The sequence below is a fragment of the Candidatus Nealsonbacteria bacterium DGGOD1a genome (genome assembly GCA_022530585.1).
Lineage (GTDB): Bacteria > Patescibacteriota > Minisyncoccia > Minisyncoccales > UBA5738 > UBA5738.
In genome coordinates, this window is record CP092821.1 from 838,763 (window position 1) to 859,529 (window position 20,767).

The window sequence follows — 20,767 nt, forward strand, 5'->3', positions numbered from 1 at the left end:
TCGCGCAAAACGGAATCGTAACCAGAGGAACTAAAAGATGCGTCAAACGGAGCCAAGTGTCCCATATTTTATTAAATCCTTTCTACTACGGACATTTCCGGTTTTTAGGCGAAATCCACGAAGGAAAACACGAGCCAATTATCACAAAGAAACTTTTTGATAAAGTGCAAGAAGTTTTGAGAGATCGCGGCAAACCGCAAAGGAAAGCGAATGACCCGAAACCGCTTTGCGGTTTGCTTCATTGCGGAAATTGCGGAATGGGAATAACCGCCGAAGTCAGAAAAGGCCATACCTATTACCGCTGTACCAAAAAATCAAAAACCGTTAAGTGTTTGGAAAAGTATATCCGCGAGGAAGAACTCGACCGGCAGTTGTCCGAAGAATTGCAAAAATTTTCTTTGCCCGAAGATTGGGCAAATCGATTATCGCAAATGACCGCAAAAGAAGAACAAGGAATCTCTCAATCTTCCGCCGTCCTCACTCAAGCATCGCGCGATGAGCTACAAGACATTAAAACCAAGCTCCCGCGCCTTTTGGACAGCTATCTCGATCAAGACGTCGACCGCGAGGACTATCGCCAAAAGAAGGCCGATCTTATGAGCCGGAAGAAAACGCTGGAAGAGAAAATCGGCGATCTTGAGCAGGGCCGTAATAGTTGGCTCGGACCGATGCGAGAATGGCTAAATGAAGCGCAAAATATAGGGAAAATCGCTCAAAATTCGGATCTTTCCGCCAAAAAGGTATCCGCCAAAAAAATCTTCGGCTCGGACCTGCATCTTTCCGCCAAAAAAATCACGGGAAGGCCCGCAATTCAATGGGCGGCGGTCGCCGCCGCGAAAAATTTTCCTCCTAAAACTGACTTAAGTTACTTAATGGAGCGAGTGAAGGGAATCGGACCCTCGTCTCGACCTTGGGAAGGTCATGTACTGCCACTGTACGACACTCGCGAGTTCGTCCCGCCGTGGCGGGACAATTTTTAATTTTCATTAAAACTTCAATTTTCAAAAAATTTTCAATGTTTCAAATGCCGATTCAGTCTTCTTTTTGTGATGTATTTACTATTTTCTGGAATATCATCGTCAATTCTTGCGCTTCCTGCCACAATTTTCGTATTTCTTCCTTGTTTTCCGGAAAACAAACCGCGATCATCCTTAACCAATGTTTTGTTTCTTGACATTCTTTCTTGCAAATATAAATTTTGTTCCTAAAGTCCTTCTTTGAGCTGGCGCCATTTGCTTCCATATAATTCGCACCGACACTCGTGCCCGACCTTACGATTTGGCTGATAAGCGGTTTTGAAATCGTATCTTGTTTTACCGCTCTGCAAAAGATTATAACACTCTCGCCAAATTTAGCGGTGCGTTCTTCCAGATCGTAGCTTTTGCCACCATTTGAAACATTGCAATTTGAAACATTCATTGAAAATTGGAATTTGAAAATTAAAAATTGTAAATGACCCTGCGGCAAGACCGCAGGGCGTTCGCAGCTACAATTCAAACAATCGTAACTGGCTCACGTCTTTTGGTCTGCCTTGGTTTTGAATGTATCGCTCAATAACTTTCCTATTACCGCGTGCGCTGATCGTAGCGATATAATAGCCGTCTGTCCAGAAATCTCCACCCCAGAGTTCTTTTTTAATTTCGGGAACTTGCCGGAACACCTCGCGCGCGGTAATGCTTTTTATTATTTTGATAACCTGGCCGCCGGAATACTTCGGCAGGAATCTTGCCAGAATATGGGCGTGGTCTTGGTCGAATCCCACATGGCTGATCTCAATGGCGTACCGTTCCATAAATCCTTTCAGGCTCTCGACAATTGCGGCAATCACCTTTTCGTTCAGTAATGCTTTGCGATATTTGACCGTAATCTGGATGTGGTAATAACATTCGGAAACATTGTGGTACCAACGCCAGATATCCCGCTTTTCTTGCTCCATATTGGCTTATTGTAACACGGACGCGCTTTCGCGCGTGATGGTAGGGGGATATCCCCCTACCAAACCACCCCCTTAAGTTGTTCCCTGCGGCAAGACCGACAGGGTGAAAACATTATTTAAGGTTTGATTCCTTTGATTTTTTCCCACAGGTCACTCCAGAAGGTGTCGCCGGAAACGGTTCCATCTTGTTTTGTAGCAGAGGTTTGTCCGTCTTGCAAGACCGCGATCACCTCTTCGCCCGGTTTTTTATAACCTTGCTCGCGCATCTTTTCCTCCTGGAAACTTTCCCCCTGCGCGGCGTTCAAGCCGGCTTTGAGCGCGTCACGGCGTTCTTCCAAAATCTGAATCTGCCCCTGCATTTTTTTGATCTCGACATCCAGCGCCTGGCGGCTATTGTAGATGCGCCAATTCGAAAGTGCCAAAAACGCGACCACGGCCAAAGCGGCCAACCCCGCCGCCGCCGAGACGAATTTTGATTTCAGCGAAGACTTCTTCCTGATTTTTGGAATCCTGATTGCCATATGGATTCAAAATAACAAAATTTTCAATTACCAATTTACTTTAAATTACGAAATAGCAAATTTTGAAATCAATTTTCGGCGTAATCGCGGAAATTTGATTTCAAAATTTGCGCGGTTACCGCCGCGTTTGGTGAAAATTGACTTCCCAAAAGCTGAAGTCAAATTTCCCCAAACGCTAATTTCGTAGTTCAAAGGAATTTAAATGCAACACCGCGAATCCGTTGAGAATTGACTTCCCATTCGCCTAGCGGCGAAGCTGAAGTCAAGTCTCCACAGATTTGCTTTGGCATTATCTTCAGCGAACGATTAACTTGGATCGCTTGACTTACGCCTCGAAATATCCGATAAATAATACATTGGATATCCGCCGAACCGATAAGTTATTTTACCTCAAAAACAAACAAATATGAAATCCAAAAAAATCATCAAGGGCGTCTGGAAAGTTATGATCATTTTTGTGGCCTTGAGCACCGTCCTGTCCTTGGTCGCGGTCGCGCTCTACTGAAGAATCCGTTAATTCAACTAAAAAAACGCCGTACCTGGCGTTTTTGCGTAATTATAATTTGGCTATTATACCATCGATTGCCGCAAATTCGTTGAGGATTGACCTCCCAAAAGCTGAGGTCAAACCTCAACGAATTTGCTCCCCGGTCAATAATCGTCCACTTCGGCGTTTAGCCGGCTTTGAACATATCCATAAACACCGTGGGCGGGATATGGACCTGGCCGCGAGCTTGCAATTTCTTCTTGCCTTCTTTTTGTTTTTTCAATAATTTGTTTTTTCGGGTCACATCGCCGCCGTACAACGGCGCGGTTACATCTCTTCTCTTGGCGCCCAAAGTTTCGCGCGCCACCACTTTGCCGCCCAAAACCGCCTGAATCGGCAGGGAAAACATTTGCGATGGCAATTTATCCTTGAGCTTGGCGGCGATCTTGCGGCCCTCGGGCATCGCTTCTTCCTCGGGAACGATCTTGGCGAACGCTTCTTCCTTCTCGCCGTTGATCAAAATTTCCAGCTTGACCAAATTGGCCGGCCGATAACCGATAAGCTCGTAGTTCATCGACGCGTAACCCTGGCTTACACCCTTGAGCGAATCATAGAATCCGCTCACGATCTTGCGCATCGGAATCTCGTAGCCCAAAAGCAATTTTTCATTGCCCACATAATCGGTGTTGATATAAATGGCATTGTATTCTTTGGCCATATCCGAAATCGGTCCCAGATAATCGATCGGCGTGACGATCTCCAGCTTCACCCACGGCTCGGAAGCTTCCTTGACCGCCGATTGGTCGGGCCAATCGCTGCTCGTATAGATCACCTGTTCGTCGCCCCGGTTATCCTTGATCTTGTAGACCACCGACGGCGAAGAAATTATCAGATCCAGATCAAATTCGCGAAACAGCCGTTCGCAAACGATTTCGGCGTGCAAAGTTCCCAAAAAACCGCAACGATAACCCCGTCCCAAAAATTCTTTCATTTCCGGCTCAAAAATAAACGACGGGTCGCTCAATTTCAGTTTCGACAGCGCCACTTTCAAATCATCGAAATCATCGGCGTTTTCCGGATAGACCGAAGCGAAGATCATCGGCTTGGGTTCGTCATAACCCGGCAAAGGCCGGACCAAAAAAGTTTTGGTCTTTTCACTGTACGCCCAAGCCTGCGTGATCGTTTCCCCCACCCGCACCTTTTCCGGGTCTTTAACGCCTGTGGCAACATAACCGATCTCGCCGCAAACCAAACCGGTTGATTTCTCCATTTGCGGCAAAAAATAACCGGTTTCCTTGACAATGCCGTCAACTTTATTTTGTATCAATCGCAATTTATCGTTGAACGCCACGCGGCCGTCCATCAGGCGCACATACGCGATCACCCCCTGATAAGGGTCGTATTTAGAATCAAACACCAGCGCGCGCAAGGGTTTTTCCTTGTCACCGAGGGGCGCCGGCACTTTTTTAATCACCTCGTCCAGCAATTGGTCCACATTCAAACCGCTGCGCGCCGACACCGCGAAAATATCCTCCGGCTTTAAATTCAAAAGCGCGGCCAGATCGGCTTTGGCTTCATCGACTTTGGCATACGGCAAATCGATTTTATTGATCGCCGGAATAATCACCAAATTCTGTTTTCGCGCCAGATCAAGGTTGGCCAAAGTCTGCGCCTGAATACCCTGCGCCACATCCACCAATAAAATCGCGCCTTCCACCGCCTCCAGACTGCGGCTCACTTCATAGCCAAAATCCACATGGCCGGGTGTGTCGATCAAGTTCATCGCGTATCCCTTGTATTCCATCCGCACCGGCGTCATTTTAATGGTTATCCCCCTTTCCTTTTCCAAATCCATCATATCCAGATGCTGTGTTTCCAGCTTGTCTTTTTTGATGGTGCCGGTTATTTCCAAAAACCGGTCGGCCAAAGTCGACTTGCCGTGATCAACATGGCTGATGATCACAAAATTCCTTATTTTCGATTGATCGTGCATCTTTTTACAAATAGGTATTTTGCAATGCTCAAAGCATTGCAATGCAGTAGCAATGCTTTGAGCATTGCAATGGCAATTCAAGAAGCCAATAATTCCTTAATCTCGGGCGTTCTAAAAAGCCAAGCCGCGGCCAGATAAACCGCGCCGCCGACCGCGCCGCCGGCAAGCAAAGTCGAAAGCGGACCAACGGAAAACGGCAAAGCTTCCATCGTCAAATATAGCGCAAGCGCCATAAAAATTCCAGCGCCGATCGATTTAAACAAGGAAAAACAAATCTCTCTCGCCAAAACCGGCACCCGGTTTTTGCGCCGGAGCAAAAACCACAGTATCGCAAATTGCAACAAATTGGCGATGCCATAAGCCAGCGCCAATCCCAAAATCCGAGCCCAGGGCGCGAACCAAAAGACGAACCAAAAACTCATGGCGATATTTGCCGCCACCGAAACAACCGTGGACCAAGTGGGCGAAGCGGTGTCTTTCATGGCGAAAAACAAGCGAAACAGCGCCGGCATTGCGGCCGCGAAATATATTCCCAAACAGAAAACCATTAATGTGAGCGCGCAAATCTCCGCGTCATAAGCGTCGAATTCCCCGTGCCGATACAAAAAATCCACCAACGGCCGGCTTAAAAAGAATATCAAAACCGCGGCCGGAATCGCCAAGAAGCCAACCTGGCGCAAAGTTTGAGAAAATTTTTGGGCCAATTTTTGCGTCCGGCCTTCGGTGAAATATTTTGAAAATGGCGCGAATGCCGCCGTGGCCCAGGAAACGCCGACAATCCCCACCGGCAGAGAAAAGATATTGCTGGCCAAATTAAAAATCGTAATCGATCCCGGCGCCAAAGTTGAACCGATGATCGTGGGTATGATCAGATTTATCTGATTGGCCGCGATCCCCAAAGTGCGGGGTAACATCAAACCAAATACCCGCTTTAATGATTCGGCGCGCAAATCAAAAACGGCCCGCCAGCGAAAACCGCATTTGACCGCGGGCGCGATTTGAATCGCCAGATAAAGCAACGCGCCCAGAATCACGCCAACGCCCGCGCCCGCGATTCCCCATTCGGGCGCCAGAAATAAAATTCCCGCGATGATTCCCAGGTTATAAAGCGGCGCGGCCAAGCTGTAGGCCAGAAATTTTTTAAAGTATTGCAGAACTCCCGAAAATATCGATGCGATTCCGAAAATTACGGGACTCAAGAACATCAACCGGCTCAAAAACGCGGTTTGGCTTAATTGTTCCGGCGAAAATCCGGGCGCCACCAAAACCACAAGCTGCGGCGCGAAAACAAAAAAAACCGCGGCCGACAACGCCAGCAAACCAAAAAAAACATTCAGGATGTTGTTTGTAAAACGCCACGCGCTTTCCTTGTCTTTTTGGTAATAATCCGAAAAAAGCGGCAGAAATGCCACTGTGATCCCGCCGAAAACCAAAACATTGTAAATAAAGTCCGGGATGCGGAACGCCGCGAAATACACATCCAAATCCGATCCGGCGCCGAACCGCGCCGCCAACAGCCAGTCGCGCAACACTCCCAGCAACCGGCTGGCAACCGCCGAAACCGCCAAAATCATTGCCGGAACGGCGATTCCCCGGCTTTGCGCGTTAATCAGGTTGCCGTTAGAAAAATGATTGAACATAAAATACAACAAATACTCTTTAAAAAGGGTCTAACCCTCGCGATCACACGAAAGATAGACCCTAAAAACGGAAAACCCAAGCCGGCAATAAGCCGAATTCTGTGTCGCCCCGCCGGATTTGGCGGGACCAAGCAATCATTTATCTGGACCGCAAATTGCTTCGCGGCCTCAAGCGGTTTACTTTTCACCCCGCTTTGGGCGGGGTGTTTAACCTTGCACCCGAGCAAGGATTTAGCCGTTTCACCCCTATGTCGCCATAGGATTAATCCCCGGCCTTTCGGCTTGGGATTCTTCCGCCTTTCGGCTCGAGCGTCACTGTTCGCACCTCTACCTCGCGGTCGAAGGGAATTACCCTCTGCTTTTTTCCCTCGCCTTGCGGTTCGGGAAGAGTGTTCGGACTTTCCTCTCTCGAAGATTTTAATCTTCGGGAGCGATTGCGTACCAGCTTGGGTTTTCCGTCCAATCGTCCCGTTTTCGCGGCATATCCCGTTAGTTCCAGAACTCTTGTTATCGTAACTTCTATAGTTTAACAATTAAAATCAACACCTGTCAAGATAAATATTTTTAATGTCAAATGATAATAGAAATGTCATACCCTGAATTTTTTTAGAAATGTCATACTTGGAAAAATTTTTAGAAAATTTCGCTTTCAAGAAAATACCTTTTCGTATTCTTCCAGCTTGGCAAACTTTCCGCGCCAGGGATGGTTCGGCGCCGGAGTGCGCGCCTTGCTCGCCGCAATCGCCACCGGCAGCGGCTCAGCCGCCTTTTGCGGCTTGGCCGGCAAAAGCTTGAAATTCAAGTATTTGCCGCGCAATCTGATCGCCAGCGATCCGTCAAGCCGTTCTTCAACCAGCGCTTTTTCTTGCCGCCGGATTGTTAATGGCTGTTCTTTGCTTAATTGATACCAATGATTTTTGAATTGAATGGTAAAGTCATTTTTCACTTGCCGGGTTGACTGGACCGAGAATATCGCGTCCAAATTCGATAATTCCTTGTCGGTCAGTTTGCGATGCAGATCGGTCTTGATTTTGGGAGCGACGGCGAATCTTTTGCCGTAGTCGCCGGCCCAGAATTCTTCCAAAAACTCATTGGCTTCTTCAACAGTGGAAATGTTTTGCAAGCGCAATTCCTTTACCAGCCGGTCTTGGAAGGTGCCGAAAGGATTCTCCACCCGGCCTTTGGCTTGCGGACTGTGGGCGGTGATCAGGGCAATATCCAATTCTTTGCAAGCCCTTTGAAATTGCGTTAACAGCTCATGATTGTCTTTGGCGTTCTTGTGGTTGATTTTGTAAGTGCTGAATTTGTCCAAGTAGATGGCAATCGGCTTGCCGTATTTTTGAATGTATTCCTTCCAGTAGGCAAAGACATCTTGAATGCCTTCGCTTGTGCCGAGTTTGAGCTTGACCGGCTTGCCGGTGGCATCGTCAATGCCGGAGAGCAGGCAAAATTCCCCGCCGCGACCTTCAAACCAGAAATGGTAGCAACCGTCAAACTGGATCATCTCGCCGAAACTGTCCTTGCGTTCCCTTTGGGAGCGATATTGTTTGTTGCGCTTTCGTTTTTTGGGAATCCAGATTTTTTCTTTGATCATCAAGTTTCGCGTGGCGGCCGGGCCGATATCCAGACGATGGATTTCCACCAGCTTTTCATGGGCGAATACGGGACCGAAATCAGGGTAATTTGTTTCAATTATATCTTTGGCTTCTTGATACAATGCCGGATCGGTTTTGTGGTTGCTTTCCCTGCCTCTTAATTTGTGAATGATGCCTTTGGCGCCATTGGCGATTGTTCTTGCCTTCAAACGCTTTACCTGCCTTACCGACAGAGATAATTGCTTGGCCGCGTCCGTGCCGTTGATCAATTTGGCAATCAAATTCTTGATCACTTGATACTTGGCTAAATCTTTTTGCGTCATACCAATAATTTCTTTTTCCATGGTTGATGGGATTAATTTATTAATCCCATCATACCGCGAGGTATGACATTTCTATTATCACCGTACTATGACATTACTATTATTAAATGACAGATAAATATTTTTAAAAGGGTCGGACCCTTTTATAAAAGCGCGGCAAGGAGTTACGAAAAATCTGCTTACGACGAAGCGAGGGTGACGGTGGAGATTATTTTTTCGAAAAGATCAATATCGGTTTGTTTGCCTTCGTTGCCGTCTTTTGCGTAAAAAAACACAAACCTGTAACAAACATCCTTGATCTTCGCGACATAGCCGATATAGTGGCTCGCCATTCCGCCTTGGGCGGTTTCATCCTGCCCGGTTTCAATCCGCGTGAAATTGGCGCCGGAAATATTCTTATCCGTGAGTTTTATGCTTTGATTCAAAGCGTCCGCGGCGGGTATTTTGCACTCATCTTCCGCGAGCGGCGCGGCAATCGCCGATTTATCCGGATTGGACACGAATTTACCCGCGCTAAACACCATTGCCTCGGCCTTTTTGTCGTTCGCCGGATCGGCGTTTTCATAAAGCGTGAACCCGATTCCGCCCTCGGTGCCATCGCTTGGATTCGCGGTTTTTTCTTTTTTAGCCAATTCCGCCGGATACTTCAATTCAAATCCGTATTCGCCGTTCTTGTAAGTTTTCCACCCCGCGAAATCTCCCGCCTGAAAATTGTTTTGTCCAAACATCAAATAAAAACCGGTTCCGGCGGCGGCCGAAACAAGGATAATCGCGGCCAATATCATTTTTATTTTGTTTTTTTGGTCAATCATAATTTTATCATTTCTTAAGATTGTCGATCAAGCATTGTTTGAATTTTTCCAGATTTTCGTTTTTCACGCGAAAGCCGCCGGCTTTGGGATGCCCGCCGAAACTTATTAGCAAATTTTTGCATTTTTTCATCAACGCCACGCTGTCAATGGCATCAATGCTCCGCACCGTTCCCTGGCAATCGAAATCGAGTTTCTTGTAGATGAAAACCGGCTTTTTGTAATCGATATTCAAAATCGACGCCACGGTTCCCAAAAGATTCATATCCCAATCGGGACTGCCTTCAAAAATTATCGGGCATTCGATTCCGAAAACCCGCTTTTTTATTTCCTCGACCACCCCGTCGATCTTTGCCCGGCGCAACTTGTTGATTTCCAAAAATTCTTTTATTAACTCTTGCGATCTCTCCAGCGAATCGGTGGTCAGCAATTCAAACGCCGCGGGCGCGCCGCCGCGCATATCGCGCACATTCAATACCGCGATTATTTTGCTTAGACGATTGTTGAAATTGCGCGAATCATTTTCAAAAAACGCATCTGTTTCAAAAAACGCGCGCAAACCGGGCCGAAACGATTGTTTTACCGTCAGCAAACCTTCGTCGATAATATCATTGTTCCCGGCTTCGCGCGGCATCATATCCGCGATCGTGGCCAGCGCGGCCAGTTCGGCAAAACTTTGCCGCAAATTTCCGTAAAAATCCGGGCCGAAAAGCTCCTCGGCCAGTTTGAAAACCAATCCCGCCGCGCAATAAAATTTAAACGGCGAAGAATCTCCCGGCTGTTTGGGATCGACAATTATATCGGCTTCGGGCACGCCGTCCAGAATCTCATGGTGATCGATGATCAGCGTGGAAAACCCGGCCTCGCGGGCAAGCTTAACCTCTTTGAAATTGCCGATTCCCAGATCAACCGCAATCAAAAGCGCCGGAGCGAGCGGCGCGAGAACTTCCAGCGCGGTTTTCGTAATCCCGTAACCTTCTTTTTCCCGATTCGGAAAGTGATAGGCCGCCACATTGCCGCCGATATTCTTCACGATCTCGCCGGCCATAATCGCGGCGCTCACGCCGTCAAGATCGGCGTCGCCGTAGATTATTATTCTTTCCTTGCCGGCGGCGGCAAGTTTTATCCGTTCCGTGGCCTTATCCAAATTTTTTATCTTTTCGTTTTCCATTTTTAATTATTTATTCACGGTCGGCGCCGGTTCGCTTTGAATGTCGGGTGCGGCTTCCAAAGCGGCGATTCCCGGCAACCGGCCGCCCGCCAGATATTCCAGCATCGCGCCGCCTCCGGTGGACAGAAATTCAAAATTCTTTTCCGCCTTATATTTATGAATCGCTTCCAATGTTTCTCCCCCGCCGGCCACTCGATAAGCGTTGTTCGCCCGGGCAATCGTTTCCAGTATCGCTTTTGTGCCCGCGGCAAACGCCGGACGCTCGGACAAACCCACCGGGCCGTTGAAAAAAACCGTTTTGGCGTCGTTGATTATCTCGGAAAAAATTTTAACCGTTTCCGGACCGATATCATAGATTTCTTCCTCGCCGCGCATCGTTCCGATCGCCGCGGTTCTTGAATATCCTTCGACGGCGCCCTTTAAAGCCAGAATACCGTCGATCGGAAGATGGATTTTGGGACTGGTCAAGTTGATCGCGTCGATGGCCGGATCGTCCGGACCGCTTTCCCGACCCATCAACTGCCGTTTCTGCGCCAATATCTTCTCGCCGATCTTTGAACCGATCAAAACATGATCCGCGACCTTCAATATGTTGGCGATCACTTTGCTTTTTGTTTCGATTTTGGCGCCGCCGATAACAACCACGAAAGGCCGGGCCGGTTCCTTCAGTATTCGGGAAAGTTTGTTGATTTCATCTTCGAAAAGCAATCCGGCATAGGAAGGCATATATTTGGGAACGCCCGTGATCGACGCGTGTTCCCGGTGCGAACAGGAAAACGCTTCATTAACATAGCAATCTCCCATTTTGGCAAGCTGGCGGGCGAAAGCGTCGTCATTGGCCTTTTCTTGTTCATGAAACCGCAGATTTTCAAGCATTATGATTTTCCCGGGCTTGGCGGATTTGATTTCTTTGTCGATTTTTCCGCCCGCGCAATCATCCAAAAATTTCACCGGCAGCGAAAGCAATTTTTCCAAACGCTTGGCCGCGATCCGCAAACTGACCGGTTTGCCTCCGTTCTCCAAATGGCTCATCAAAACCGTGACCGCGCCCTTTTTGGCCAAAAATTTTATCGTGGGCAGGGTTTTGACAATCCGGAAATCATCGCTGATTTCGCCATCGTCGCCGATCGCGACATTAAAATCGCACCTCACCAACACTCTTTTGTTTTTGAAATCACCTTCCGATAAGAATTTCATAATAAATATTTTTATTTTTCGGATTTTTCGTTATCCGCCGCACCGCCCAGAGCTTCGTTGAGCGCCTTTTTAAGCTCATCCATCCGCACCTCTTTTTTCGGCCGATAGCCGGGCGAGTCATTTTTTTGGCCGGCGAAACGCACCGGATTCGCGCGCGCCAAATCCGACAACGATATTCTTGGCGGCGCGGATATCGGCGCGGACGCGGATATTTCCGGCGCGCTCTTCTGTTGCCGTCGATCATCGCCGTTGTCCCCGGTTTTTTGCGCGTAATTATCGGTTTTGGCGGCAACATCGCCGTTGCCGCGGGCATTGTCGTTCTGCAGTTTTTTCAAACATGGCTTGCAATAAACCTTCCGGCCCGGTTCGGGCTCGAATATCACTTTGGTTTTTTTGCCGCACATTGAACAGGTTATCTCGTGCATCTTGGTTTGGCTTTGTCCGTCCGCGGGCATTCCCGGAGTCTTGGCCGCCGCTTCGTTCATTTCACCGCTCCATTTGGCGATCTTCTCTTCGATCACTTCGCGCGCCACGCTGTAGCGTTCGCGGGAAGCGCGGATGATTTTTTCTTTTTCCGAAACCGCGCCTTTCTCCATCGGCGGCAAAGTGATCGCCGAAAACGGCGCGCTGGTAATGCCGTCGATCATCAATTTCAAATAAATATGATATTTGCCGAGATTCACGAAATCTTCGATGGTGATCTCGGGCGTGAATTCCGGCTCCAGAAACTCCGCGTCCTCGGCGCCCACCCGGAATGTAATGATCGTGCCCACATTGCCGAAAACCGCGTCCTTGACCCGCGAACTTTTGCCGTTGGCGCCCATTTCTTCCAGCTGGCCCAGATACTGGTTGGCCAGGATCAGCGACAGGCGGTATTTGCGCGCTTCCGAAAGAATATTGACAAACGAATCCGTGGCGAAATTCTGGAACTCGTCGACATAGCAATAGAAATCGGTTCTTTGCTCCTCGGGAATGTTCTGGCGCGACATCGCCGCCAGCTGGAGCTTGGTGATCACCATCGCGCCGAAAAGCCGCGACGCGTCCTCGCCCACCATTCCTTTGGAGATATTCACTATCAGTATCTTTTTTTCATCCATTATCTTGCGTATGTCGATGGAAGATTTTACCTGGCCGATGATATTGCGCATCAACGGATTGGCGATAAACTGGCCGATCTTATTCTGAATGGCCGCGGTTGATTCCTGTTCGTATTTCTGGTTGTACTTGGCGTATTCATTCACCCAGAACGCCCTGATGATCGGATCGGTAACTTTTTCCACCACCTTGGCGCGGAATTCCGCATCGGAAAACATGCGGTTGATTCCCAGCAAAGTTGAATTCGGATATTCCAAAAGCGCGAGAATCGTGTTGTTTAAGATATATTCCATCCGCGCCGACCATACATCGGGCCATATCTTTTTAAACACCGCCATCAACCCCGCGGCGATCAAGTTTCGATGCTCGGGATTGGTGATTTCCATCACATTGAATGCCGTGGGAAAAGCCACATCTCCCGGATTGAAATAAATCACATCGTTGACCCGGTGGGAAGGAATATAATCCAAAAGTTTTTCCGCGGCTTCGCCGTGCGGATCGATAAACGCGATGCCGTTGCCGGCCTGAATATCCTGAATGGCCATATTCTCAAGAAGGTTGGATTTACCCATACCGGTCTTCCCCACCAAATACATATGCCGGCGGCGATCGTCGGTTTTAATGCCGAATTTGGTTCTCTGGTTGCGCCAGGAAACTTCGCCAATATAAATTATCTTTTCTTTTTGAGCCATAACGAATGCGGGATTGCTCCTTTGTCTTATTGTTATATAATACCTTTTTTGGCAAAATTTGACCAACGGCATCAATGCCATAATTTTCAATTAACAATTAACAATTTTCCTTTGAATTACGAAACAATTAAATTCAAATGCTTTGGAGGGGTCTAACCCTTGCGATTACACAAGGGATAGACCCCAAATGCAAAGCGTTTCATAATCGAAGATAATTGGTAATTTTGAGACTTAAAAGCAAAATTCTCCCGCTTAACGCGGGAGAACCGCAAACTTGATTATCGCCGCGCGGTTTAGGTTGGCAAATTGCTCGGCGCCACGGTCTCCTTGGCTTCGGTGCGCTGAATGCCGGGCGTGGGCGACACAATCTGCGACGGGAAGTGGAAAAGCGTGGCCATTTCTTCAACATTCAATACGATCTTGGAACCCAAATCGCCTTCTTTGGCTCCCCACGGACTGTAATAATTAAGACGGTCGCGGTAAACCCGCAACAGCCGCCGCTTCTTGACATAGGCGCGGCGCGGCGCGATTGCGTTCACGAACGGAATCGGCGAAAGCTTGACCCGGGTTAAAGTTTTGGACCAAACCCACAACGAATTCAAATTGGGGCTGGTGAAATGATTGAAATAATTATATAAAAACCGGTAATTCGGCGGGAACCACGAATCGCGGCGGCCCAAATAGATATTGCGCACATAACAACCGAAAAACGGTTTGGCGATCTTTTTTTCCACCGCCTCGATGGTTTCCCGTTCGCCCGCGGTCAAGCGCATTTCCGCCGGAAAAAGCTCCTGCTGTTTTTCCTCTTTTTCCTTGGCTCCTTCGATGATGAAATCCGCCAATTCTTTCCAGAGCGGCGGCAAATCGGCTTTTTTCTCGTCAATCCGTTTGGCCAAAACATCGCGGATATGTTCGCCTTTTTTAACAAACGCCTTGCCGTCGGAAAGGGAAATATACATCGGCCGGGCGTGTATCTGAATCCATATCTGTTCGCCTTTTTTCAACTTGGCCATCCCCTCCATAAGCGCCGTGAACGGATCAACGATCTCTTCCTCTTCAACGCCCTGCTCGACATATTGTTCATAGGTCGGAATCGGAAATTGCGGATCTTTGAGAGTATAATAATCCCAACCGAAAAGATCCCAATCTTTGTTGGGTATGTCCATGGGAATTTGCTTGGTGTAATCAGGCACCGCTTCAATTTCGGCTTCCGGATACTGCGAATAAACCGCGGCTTCCACCGCGTCGCGGTAATCGGCGTGGCAGCGAATGTAAAAATGGATTTTCCCGTCGATGGAAGCAATTTCGAATTTATAGCTGGTTTGCGGTTCGCCCGAAGCGTATTTTTCCCACCAATCGGGATCGTTGAAAATCGCGCCGTGCAATGCCACGAACAACGCCTCCATGGCTTTAATCGGCTTGGGAATGAGTTTGGGAATTTTTATCTCCAAAAGCACCGGCTTCCAAATCGTGCCGAACCACATTTCGGTGCGCCACCATTTCCAATAATCTTCGAATTTTTTCGACAGCCAAAAAAACGCCGGCAACCACCACCAGTATAAAACAATCCTCCACGCAAGATCGACGAATTGTCCGAGTTCTTCGAGCACAAATAATTTAAAATGTAAAAATCAAAACGACAATACAAAATGTTAAAGCGCCGCAATATGGACATTTTGTAATTTTACATTGTCATTTTTAATTTTGATTTTTTAATTTTACATTAAACAAAAATAGACGCCGTCCGCCTTTATTATAACCCGAGATATTTTTAAAACAAAGTCTTACGCTTCCCGCACTCCGGAATGCCAATATTTGCCTTCTTTGTCGCGCAAAAAATATTTTTTGTTGCTCAAATTCATCAAAACCGTGTTCTCTTTGATGAATCTTTGCTTCATCACGCGATCAAGAATCTCATTTTTGGTCAAGGGCCGGTTTTCGTTGCTGAAAATGTTTAAAATGACATCTTTGACATCTCCCTCCACATAACCCCATTCGCGCAGGGCGTAAATGCCCCGGCCGATCAAAATAAACCGCTTGTCGCGGATAAGTTCGTTGTGAACCGTCTGCACCAGACTGCCATCAATTTTTTTGGAGACATCGGTGAAATGAAGCGGACCGCGGCTCTTTTTAAACAAAAGATAAATTCTGTCTTTAATACCCTTGGGATTGACTTCCGGCCATTCGCGCAATCCGTAAAGACCCTCTTTGTTTTTTTGGATTTTTTTGGAAATGCCCAGATACGACTCGCCCACCGCCTTTTTCAATCCTTTCGGCGCGGCCAATTCGCGGCCCGAAACCAGTTGTTTTTTCTCTTCCAACAACGCGACCGCCGCGGCCTCAAAATCTTTGGCGGTCCGAACCGACTCTGAATCAACCGCCCAAAAACAATTGAAATTATCGGTTTCGCCCACCCGGATGAAATCTCCGAAAAGCGTTAAAAGAAAATACGCGTGCGCCTTGAAACCGCTTTGCTCCGCCGAAGCCTTGTGCGAAGGCGAGCCGCCCAATTCCCGCAATAAAACATTTTCTTCGCAAACTCCGCCGAGGTTCTTTAAATGCTTGGCGAACAATTTGGAAATTTCTTTGTATCCGGAAATCTTCTTTTTCATTTTGGCCAAGCCCGCCTTTTCGATCTGGCGCACCCGCTCGCGGCAAATGGCATGACTCTTGCCGATCGCTTCCAAAGTTTCGCGCTTCCCGGTTTTTAAACCAAAACGACGCTCGATAACCTCGCGCTGTTTTGAAGGAAGCAAAGAAAGCAATTCCGCGCAAATCTGTTGATAATTGATATTGGCCATGATAATGGCATCATTAATGTTAATCCAGGGCAAATTTTAATACCATTGATTATTATATATCCCATTTCATTTTTTGTCAAACAACCGGGCGGTAACCCCTCACCGGGGTATTTGTATCTGGGGTCTAACTCCTGTGTAATCGCAGGGGTTAGACCCCTTTAATAGCATTATGAATTTAAATTCGAATGCTGTTGCAGGGGTCGCACCCCTGCTTCGCTAAAGCTTCGCAGGGGAACGACCCCAAATGCAAAAAGCGCTACCCCCGGTGAGGGGTTGCACAACAACCGAACAAAAAACAAAAACCCTCGCATAGACGAGGGTCGTTTGCCTTGAATTTCAAAACCGAAATTCTATTTTTTGGATTTATTTTTGCTTTTTTCCATCCAAACCGCCAAAATCTGGCCGGCCAGAAACACCGAGGAATAAGTGCCGGTAACGATTCCCAAAATCAACGCCAAAGCAAAATACCTAAGACTGGTTCCGGCCCAGAAATAAAGCGCGAAAACCGGCAGAAGCGTGGCCACCGATGTATTGATCTGCCGGCTCAAAGTCTGGTTGATGGCGCGATCCAATATCTCGGCGAAAGCAACTTTGCGATCGCGCAAAAGATTTTCGCGAACGCGATCATAAACCACGATCACATTGTTTATCGCGTAACCCACCACGGTCAAAAGCGCGGTGATGATCGGAATGGTAATCTGCACGCCGTAGAACGCGCCCAGCAAAGCGAACACGCCCAGCGGCACCAGCACATCGTGGCACAAAATCAAAAACGATGCCGTGCCGTATTGCCATGAACTGACCGGCCCGGGAACATTGCGAAAAGCCACCGCGATATAAACCAGCATCGCCAACAAAGATATCAACACCAGCGCCGTCATTTTTGAGGTCAATTCCTTGCCCACCACCGGCCCGATCGATTCAAAACTTTTTTCTTCAAACGATCCGGTCTCTTTTAATTTCTCCAACAGCCGGCCATGCGCCGTAGCGTCAAGGTTTTCCGTGCGGACCATTATGCCTTTGTCCCCGGTCGCGTAAATCGCTTCCACTTTGAACTCCGCGATCTTTTCCCTGATCGCGCCCGTATCGGGACGCGCATCTTTATAGTCAATTTCCAAAACACTGCCGCCGGTAAATTCAATGCCGGGCTTCAAGCCGTAAAAACCGATCGCCGCGATCGATCCGGCCACCAAAACCAATGTCAGAACCAGAAATATATTTTTGTATTTGATGAATGGAATCATAAGAAATGTAAAATTTAAATATCAAAATGTAAAATTATTGCGTTGAAATTGTTTTCAATTCCAATGATTTTTCCTTAATTTTGATTTTTGATTTTTCAATTTTTAATTCTTTTTATACCCCGTCAGCTTGCCGCGGGGAACAAAAAGAATGAGGATTCCAAAGGAAACATCCTTTGGTCGATGGCGGGGTTAATACCCCGACATCAATGTATTTTTTTATTTGTTTATGCCAAGGGTTTCCACAACCAATTGAACTTGCCCAATTTGGTTGCCGCCATTACCCGCAGAAAGGTCCGCGTAACCACAATGGCCGAATACATCGAAAGCAATATGCCCCAGATAAGCGTGGCGGCAAAGCCTTTCACAAAACTCGTCCCCAGAAAAAATAATATCAACGCCACCACGATCGTGGTGAAATTACCATCGCGGATCGCCGGCCAAGCGCGGTTGAAACCTTCTTCGATGCTCAAAGCCAGACTCTTGCCGCCTTTGAGCTCTTCTTTCATTCGGGAAAAAATCAGTACATTGGCATCCACGGCCATACCCACCGACAAGATAAACCCGCCAATGCCGGCCAAGCTCATTGTCACGCCCATCAATTTGAATGCCGCCAGTAAAACAACCGCGTAAAGCGTCAATGCCAGCGATGCCAGCAATCCGGGCAGGCGGTAATAGAACACCATAAAAATCACCACCAATAAAAATCCCAAAAGACCGGCATTGATCGCCCGGTCAAGCGAAACCGCGCCCAAAGTCGGCCCGATCTTTTGCTGGGTGATAGGTTGTCCCAGCGGAACCGGCAAGGCGCCTTCGTTCAAGCGCTTGATCAAAATTTTTGCCTCTTGCACGCTGGCAATCCCGGTGATTTGGGCTTTGCCGCCGGAAATCTTTTGTATAACATTGGGCGCGTAAAGATCCGCTTCGTCAATCTTATCGTCACCGGTGGTGTCAATAATCGATTTGCCGTCCAAAAAGATCGCCATCGGCTTGCCCACATTGCGCTCGGTCATCTGTTCGAAAATTTTTGCGCCTTCGCCGTCGAACTGCATTTCCACCACCGGCGCGCCGGTGTTCGGATCAAAATCCAAAGCCGCTTTTTGCAGATATTTCCCGGTCATTTCGGTTTCTTTGAAATATGGATTCTGAAAAGCAATCTGGTAATCGGCCACCTTAACCATTTCTTCGGGGGTTTTGCCCTCCAATTCTTTGATCTTGGCAACAATTTTATCGGTTTCTTCCTGGGGCCGCTGTTCCAAAAAATTCAGCCAAGGAGTGGCGCCGATCCATTCGATTGCCTGGTCGATGCTCTCAATGCCGGGCAATTCCACGATCAAACGGTCTTGTCCCGAAACCTGAATTTGGGGCTCGGCCACGCCATAGCTGTTGATGCGCCGTTCGATCAGATCTTTAACACCCTCCATCACGGTGGCGCGATCCTTTTCCGCCACTTGGCTCAAATCGGCCTGATATTCCAAATGCACTCCGCCTTTAACATCCAATCCCAAATTAAACGGCTTGTCGGCAACATGCGGAATTTTAAAAGGAATCTTTGAATTTATCGCGTCAATCTGCCGGTTGGCAAACCCCGGAAAGCAAAACAACGCGGACACCAACGCCAAAACTGCGATAAACAAAAGCGACCACCAATAATTTTTCTTCATATTAAATCTTAAAAAATTAAATTCACTCGCCCATTTAAATACCACAAATCCGCCCAAAAGTCCAACGCGCGTTATCAACCCCGCAAAATTTCGCAGTTAAAACGCTTTTCTTGAAAATCGATTGCGCGCCGGATTTCATCGTCGCCGGGATCATAACCAGCCGCGGCGACCACCAATTTGTCATCATCATCGTCCAAACGATGAATGATCGCAACCGCTTTCCCCTTCGCTTTTGCCAGCGGTTCATCCGCTCCCAAGAAATACGCGTCCAAATTCTCGCCGTCCGGCGCGATCACGCCCGGAATATAACCGTAATTAACTTCATAAACAAAACCAAATTCGGGATGGACGCTCCCCATCGGCCGGTCAACGACAATTTCCACTTCCCTGCCCAAAAATCCTTTCGCAATTTCCAATGATTTTGAATTTCCCATTATCGATGCATTGCCAGCAATGCAAAATTCATAAAATAACGGTCGAGCGATTCCAAATCGCTGCCGTATACTTTGCCGCCCAGAACCGCGTCGCAAAAAACTTCATAGGCGCGGCATAGCTCTTTTTTTTGCGAAGCAGTACGGTTCCTGTCCGCGAATGTCAAAAAAAACAATTCTTGGCCGCGAACTACCGCGCCCCAGAATTTGGCCGCATCCCTTTCTTTGGCTAACCGGGCGCGGCTGATCTCGCTGCCGATATTCCCGAGTTGCTGCGCGAACGACAATTCAGACCATCGGCCGGCAGCCAGATTCTTGTGAATGGCTTGCTCGCTCACTTTATTAGTTTATTGATGATTTCTGTTATCTGCTTCTGCGTTTCCAAATTATCAACCGCGCGGCTACGGTTCCCAAAGGCTGGTTTTAAATTTACCATCGAATCGAATTCTATAAATTCAACTCCCTCTTTTTCCGGATACAAATTGATACCCCAGACATGCTGATGATTGGAGCATTCTCTTTCAATCAGTAACTCAAGCTCATCCATGTGCAAATCCCCACCGAGAGCCATTATTCCTTTTTCAACATCCACCGCGGCCTTAACCATATCGCCAAAACCCTCTTGGGCGATCTTTTTAAGTTCGAATCTGGTTATCGGGCTTTTGATGATTCTTATTTCCATGATATTATTTTGACCCATTAATATCGCTATCGCAAAAATTTTTCCCGGTTCGGTAGCTCTCCATCGCCAATTTGCATGTTTCGAATACCGGTTGCGGCAAATTTTCGATTTCGTACCAGCCCCATGATTCCGATCTTTCCGGTTCCAATACTTTTGGCTCACCGCTTTCCCAATCCGCCAATAATCCTATATGAACATAATGCTTTGGCGCATATTTGATTATGTTTGCCAAAAATTGGAATCGGATATTTTTAATTTTAATACCGCATTCTTCGCTAATTTCCCTTCTGACGCAATCCTTGAACGATTCCATATATTCCAAGTGGCCGCCGGGAAAAGCGTATTCTCCTTGGCCATGGGACCCTTTTCTTTTGCCAAGCAACACTTTCCCTTCTTTAAAGATCATTATACCAATGCCAACCTTAGGTTTGTTTTCTTGTTCCATAATTAAATTGATGATTTTTCGAACATCGGAATTAAAATACAATT

General features: G+C 47.6%; 18 protein-coding genes, 1 tRNA gene and 1 other RNA gene. All 20 read right to left on the reverse strand.

The features are described from left to right. Window positions 1-873: 873 nt before the first annotated feature. A tRNA-Gly gene (locus tag L7H18_04170) sits at window positions 874-947 on the reverse strand. 85 nt (window positions 948-1,032) lie between these two features. Continuing rightward, complete coding sequence (locus tag L7H18_04175; GenBank protein UMX47613.1) at window positions 1,033-1,419, reverse strand: four helix bundle protein; 387 nt, start codon at window positions 1,417-1,419, stop codon at window positions 1,033-1,035. Window positions 1,420-1,486: 67 nt separating this feature from the next. Further along, complete coding sequence (tnpA, locus tag L7H18_04180) at window positions 1,487-1,936, reverse strand: IS200/IS605 family transposase (GenBank protein UMX47614.1); 450 nt, start codon at window positions 1,934-1,936, stop codon at window positions 1,487-1,489. A gap of 116 nt (window positions 1,937-2,052) precedes the next feature. Next, window positions 2,053-2,457, reverse strand: a complete 405-nt coding sequence (locus L7H18_04185; GenBank protein ID UMX47615.1) for a septum formation initiator family protein — start codon at window positions 2,455-2,457, stop codon at window positions 2,053-2,055. Between the two features lie 674 nt (window positions 2,458-3,131). Continuing rightward, a complete protein-coding gene (lepA, locus tag L7H18_04190; GenBank protein UMX47616.1) occupies window positions 3,132-4,937 on the reverse strand; it encodes a translation elongation factor 4 in 1,806 nt (601 codons plus the stop codon). Window positions 4,938-5,014: 77 nt separating this feature from the next. Next, complete coding sequence (gene murJ / locus L7H18_04195; protein ID UMX47617.1) at window positions 5,015-6,577, reverse strand: murein biosynthesis integral membrane protein MurJ; 1,563 nt, start codon at window positions 6,575-6,577, stop codon at window positions 5,015-5,017. 72 nt (window positions 6,578-6,649) lie between these two features. Next, an RNA gene (gene rnpB, locus L7H18_04200) (RNase P RNA component class A) lies at window positions 6,650-7,027 on the reverse strand. 199 nt (window positions 7,028-7,226) lie between these two features. Further along, window positions 7,227-8,516 carry an ISNCY family transposase gene (locus tag L7H18_04205; GenBank protein ID UMX47618.1) on the reverse strand — a complete coding sequence of 430 codons (1,290 nt, stop codon included), beginning with the start codon at window positions 8,514-8,516 and terminating at the stop codon, window positions 7,227-7,229. Window positions 8,517-8,674: 158 nt separating this feature from the next. Next, the gene (locus L7H18_04210; protein ID UMX47619.1) at window positions 8,675-9,307 is read right to left on the reverse strand and encodes a hypothetical protein; all 633 of its coding nucleotides are present in this window, start codon (window positions 9,305-9,307) and stop codon (window positions 8,675-8,677) included. 7 nt (window positions 9,308-9,314) lie between these two features. Then, on the reverse strand, window positions 9,315-10,475 hold the full coding sequence (locus tag L7H18_04215) for a DHH family phosphoesterase (GenBank protein ID UMX47620.1): 1,161 nt from the start codon (window positions 10,473-10,475) through the stop codon (window positions 9,315-9,317). Between the two features lie 6 nt (window positions 10,476-10,481). Then, on the reverse strand, window positions 10,482-11,672 hold the full coding sequence (locus L7H18_04220) for a phosphoglycerate kinase (GenBank protein UMX47621.1): 1,191 nt from the start codon (window positions 11,670-11,672) through the stop codon (window positions 10,482-10,484). A gap of 11 nt (window positions 11,673-11,683) precedes the next feature. Continuing rightward, on the reverse strand, window positions 11,684-13,459 hold the full coding sequence (locus L7H18_04225) for a type IV secretion system DNA-binding domain-containing protein (protein UMX47622.1): 1,776 nt from the start codon (window positions 13,457-13,459) through the stop codon (window positions 11,684-11,686). A gap of 293 nt (window positions 13,460-13,752) precedes the next feature. After that, the gene (locus L7H18_04230) at window positions 13,753-15,069 is read right to left on the reverse strand and encodes a hypothetical protein (GenBank protein ID UMX47623.1); all 1,317 of its coding nucleotides are present in this window, start codon (window positions 15,067-15,069) and stop codon (window positions 13,753-13,755) included. A 174-nt stretch (window positions 15,070-15,243) separates the two neighbouring features. Continuing rightward, window positions 15,244-16,260, reverse strand: coding sequence for a hypothetical protein (locus tag L7H18_04235; protein ID UMX47624.1), 1,017 nt, complete (start codon window positions 16,258-16,260; stop codon window positions 15,244-15,246). Between the two features lie 350 nt (window positions 16,261-16,610). Then, window positions 16,611-17,504, reverse strand: a complete 894-nt coding sequence (secF, locus tag L7H18_04240) for a protein translocase subunit SecF (GenBank protein ID UMX47625.1) — start codon at window positions 17,502-17,504, stop codon at window positions 16,611-16,613. Window positions 17,505-17,728: 224 nt separating this feature from the next. Continuing rightward, entirely contained in the window at window positions 17,729-19,165 is a 1,437-nt protein-coding gene (secD, locus tag L7H18_04245) for a protein translocase subunit SecD (GenBank protein ID UMX47626.1), read from the reverse strand. A 74-nt stretch (window positions 19,166-19,239) separates the two neighbouring features. Next, on the reverse strand, window positions 19,240-19,581 hold the full coding sequence (locus tag L7H18_04250; GenBank protein UMX47627.1) for an inorganic pyrophosphatase: 342 nt from the start codon (window positions 19,579-19,581) through the stop codon (window positions 19,240-19,242). A gap of 17 nt (window positions 19,582-19,598) precedes the next feature. Further along, window positions 19,599-19,934: a hypothetical protein gene (locus tag L7H18_04255; GenBank protein ID UMX47628.1), complete on the reverse strand. Its 336-nt coding sequence runs from the start codon at window positions 19,932-19,934 to the stop codon at window positions 19,599-19,601. Continuing rightward, the gene (locus L7H18_04260; protein ID UMX47629.1) at window positions 19,931-20,278 is read right to left on the reverse strand and encodes a DUF5674 family protein; all 348 of its coding nucleotides are present in this window, start codon (window positions 20,276-20,278) and stop codon (window positions 19,931-19,933) included. Before L7H18_04260 ends, L7H18_04255 begins: the two co-directional genes overlap by 4 nt. 4 nt (window positions 20,279-20,282) lie before the next feature. Then, a complete protein-coding gene (locus L7H18_04265) occupies window positions 20,283-20,723 on the reverse strand; it encodes an NUDIX domain-containing protein (GenBank protein UMX47630.1) in 441 nt (146 codons plus the stop codon). Window positions 20,724-20,767: the final 44 nt, after the last annotated feature.

What these genes read in the sequence shown, in the direction of transcription:
- tnpA (UMX47614.1), bottom strand. Translation starts at nt 1,936, where the DNA reads ATGGAGCAAGAAAAGCGGGATATCTGGCGTTGGTACCACAATGTTTCC.
- L7H18_04220 (UMX47621.1), bottom strand. Translation starts at nt 11,672, where the DNA reads ATGAAATTCTTATCGGAAGGTGATTTCAAAAACAAAAGAGTGTTGGTG.
- L7H18_04210 (UMX47619.1), bottom strand. Translation starts at nt 9,307, where the DNA reads ATGATTGACCAAAAAAACAAAATAAAAATGATATTGGCCGCGATTATC.
- L7H18_04225 (UMX47622.1), bottom strand. Translation starts at nt 13,459, where the DNA reads ATGGCTCAAAAAGAAAAGATAATTTATATTGGCGAAGTTTCCTGGCGC.
- L7H18_04265 (UMX47630.1), bottom strand. Translation starts at nt 20,723, where the DNA reads ATGGAACAAGAAAACAAACCTAAGGTTGGCATTGGTATAATGATCTTT.
- secD (UMX47626.1), bottom strand. Translation starts at nt 19,165, where the DNA reads ATGAAGAAAAATTATTGGTGGTCGCTTTTGTTTATCGCAGTTTTGGCG.
- L7H18_04175 (UMX47613.1), bottom strand. Translation starts at nt 1,419, where the DNA reads ATGAATGTTTCAAATTGCAATGTTTCAAATGGTGGCAAAAGCTACGAT.
- L7H18_04260 (UMX47629.1), bottom strand. Translation starts at nt 20,278, where the DNA reads ATGGAAATAAGAATCATCAAAAGCCCGATAACCAGATTCGAACTTAAA.
- L7H18_04215 (UMX47620.1), bottom strand. Translation starts at nt 10,475, where the DNA reads ATGGAAAACGAAAAGATAAAAAATTTGGATAAGGCCACGGAACGGATA.
- L7H18_04235 (UMX47624.1), bottom strand. Translation starts at nt 16,260, where the DNA reads ATGGCCAATATCAATTATCAACAGATTTGCGCGGAATTGCTTTCTTTG.
- murJ (UMX47617.1), bottom strand. Translation starts at nt 6,577, where the DNA reads ATGTTCAATCATTTTTCTAACGGCAACCTGATTAACGCGCAAAGCCGG.
- L7H18_04185 (UMX47615.1), bottom strand. Translation starts at nt 2,457, where the DNA reads ATGGCAATCAGGATTCCAAAAATCAGGAAGAAGTCTTCGCTGAAATCA.
- secF (UMX47625.1), bottom strand. Translation starts at nt 17,504, where the DNA reads ATGATTCCATTCATCAAATACAAAAATATATTTCTGGTTCTGACATTG.
- lepA (UMX47616.1), bottom strand. Translation starts at nt 4,937, where the DNA reads ATGCACGATCAATCGAAAATAAGGAATTTTGTGATCATCAGCCATGTT.
- L7H18_04205 (UMX47618.1), bottom strand. Translation starts at nt 8,516, where the DNA reads ATGGAAAAAGAAATTATTGGTATGACGCAAAAAGATTTAGCCAAGTAT.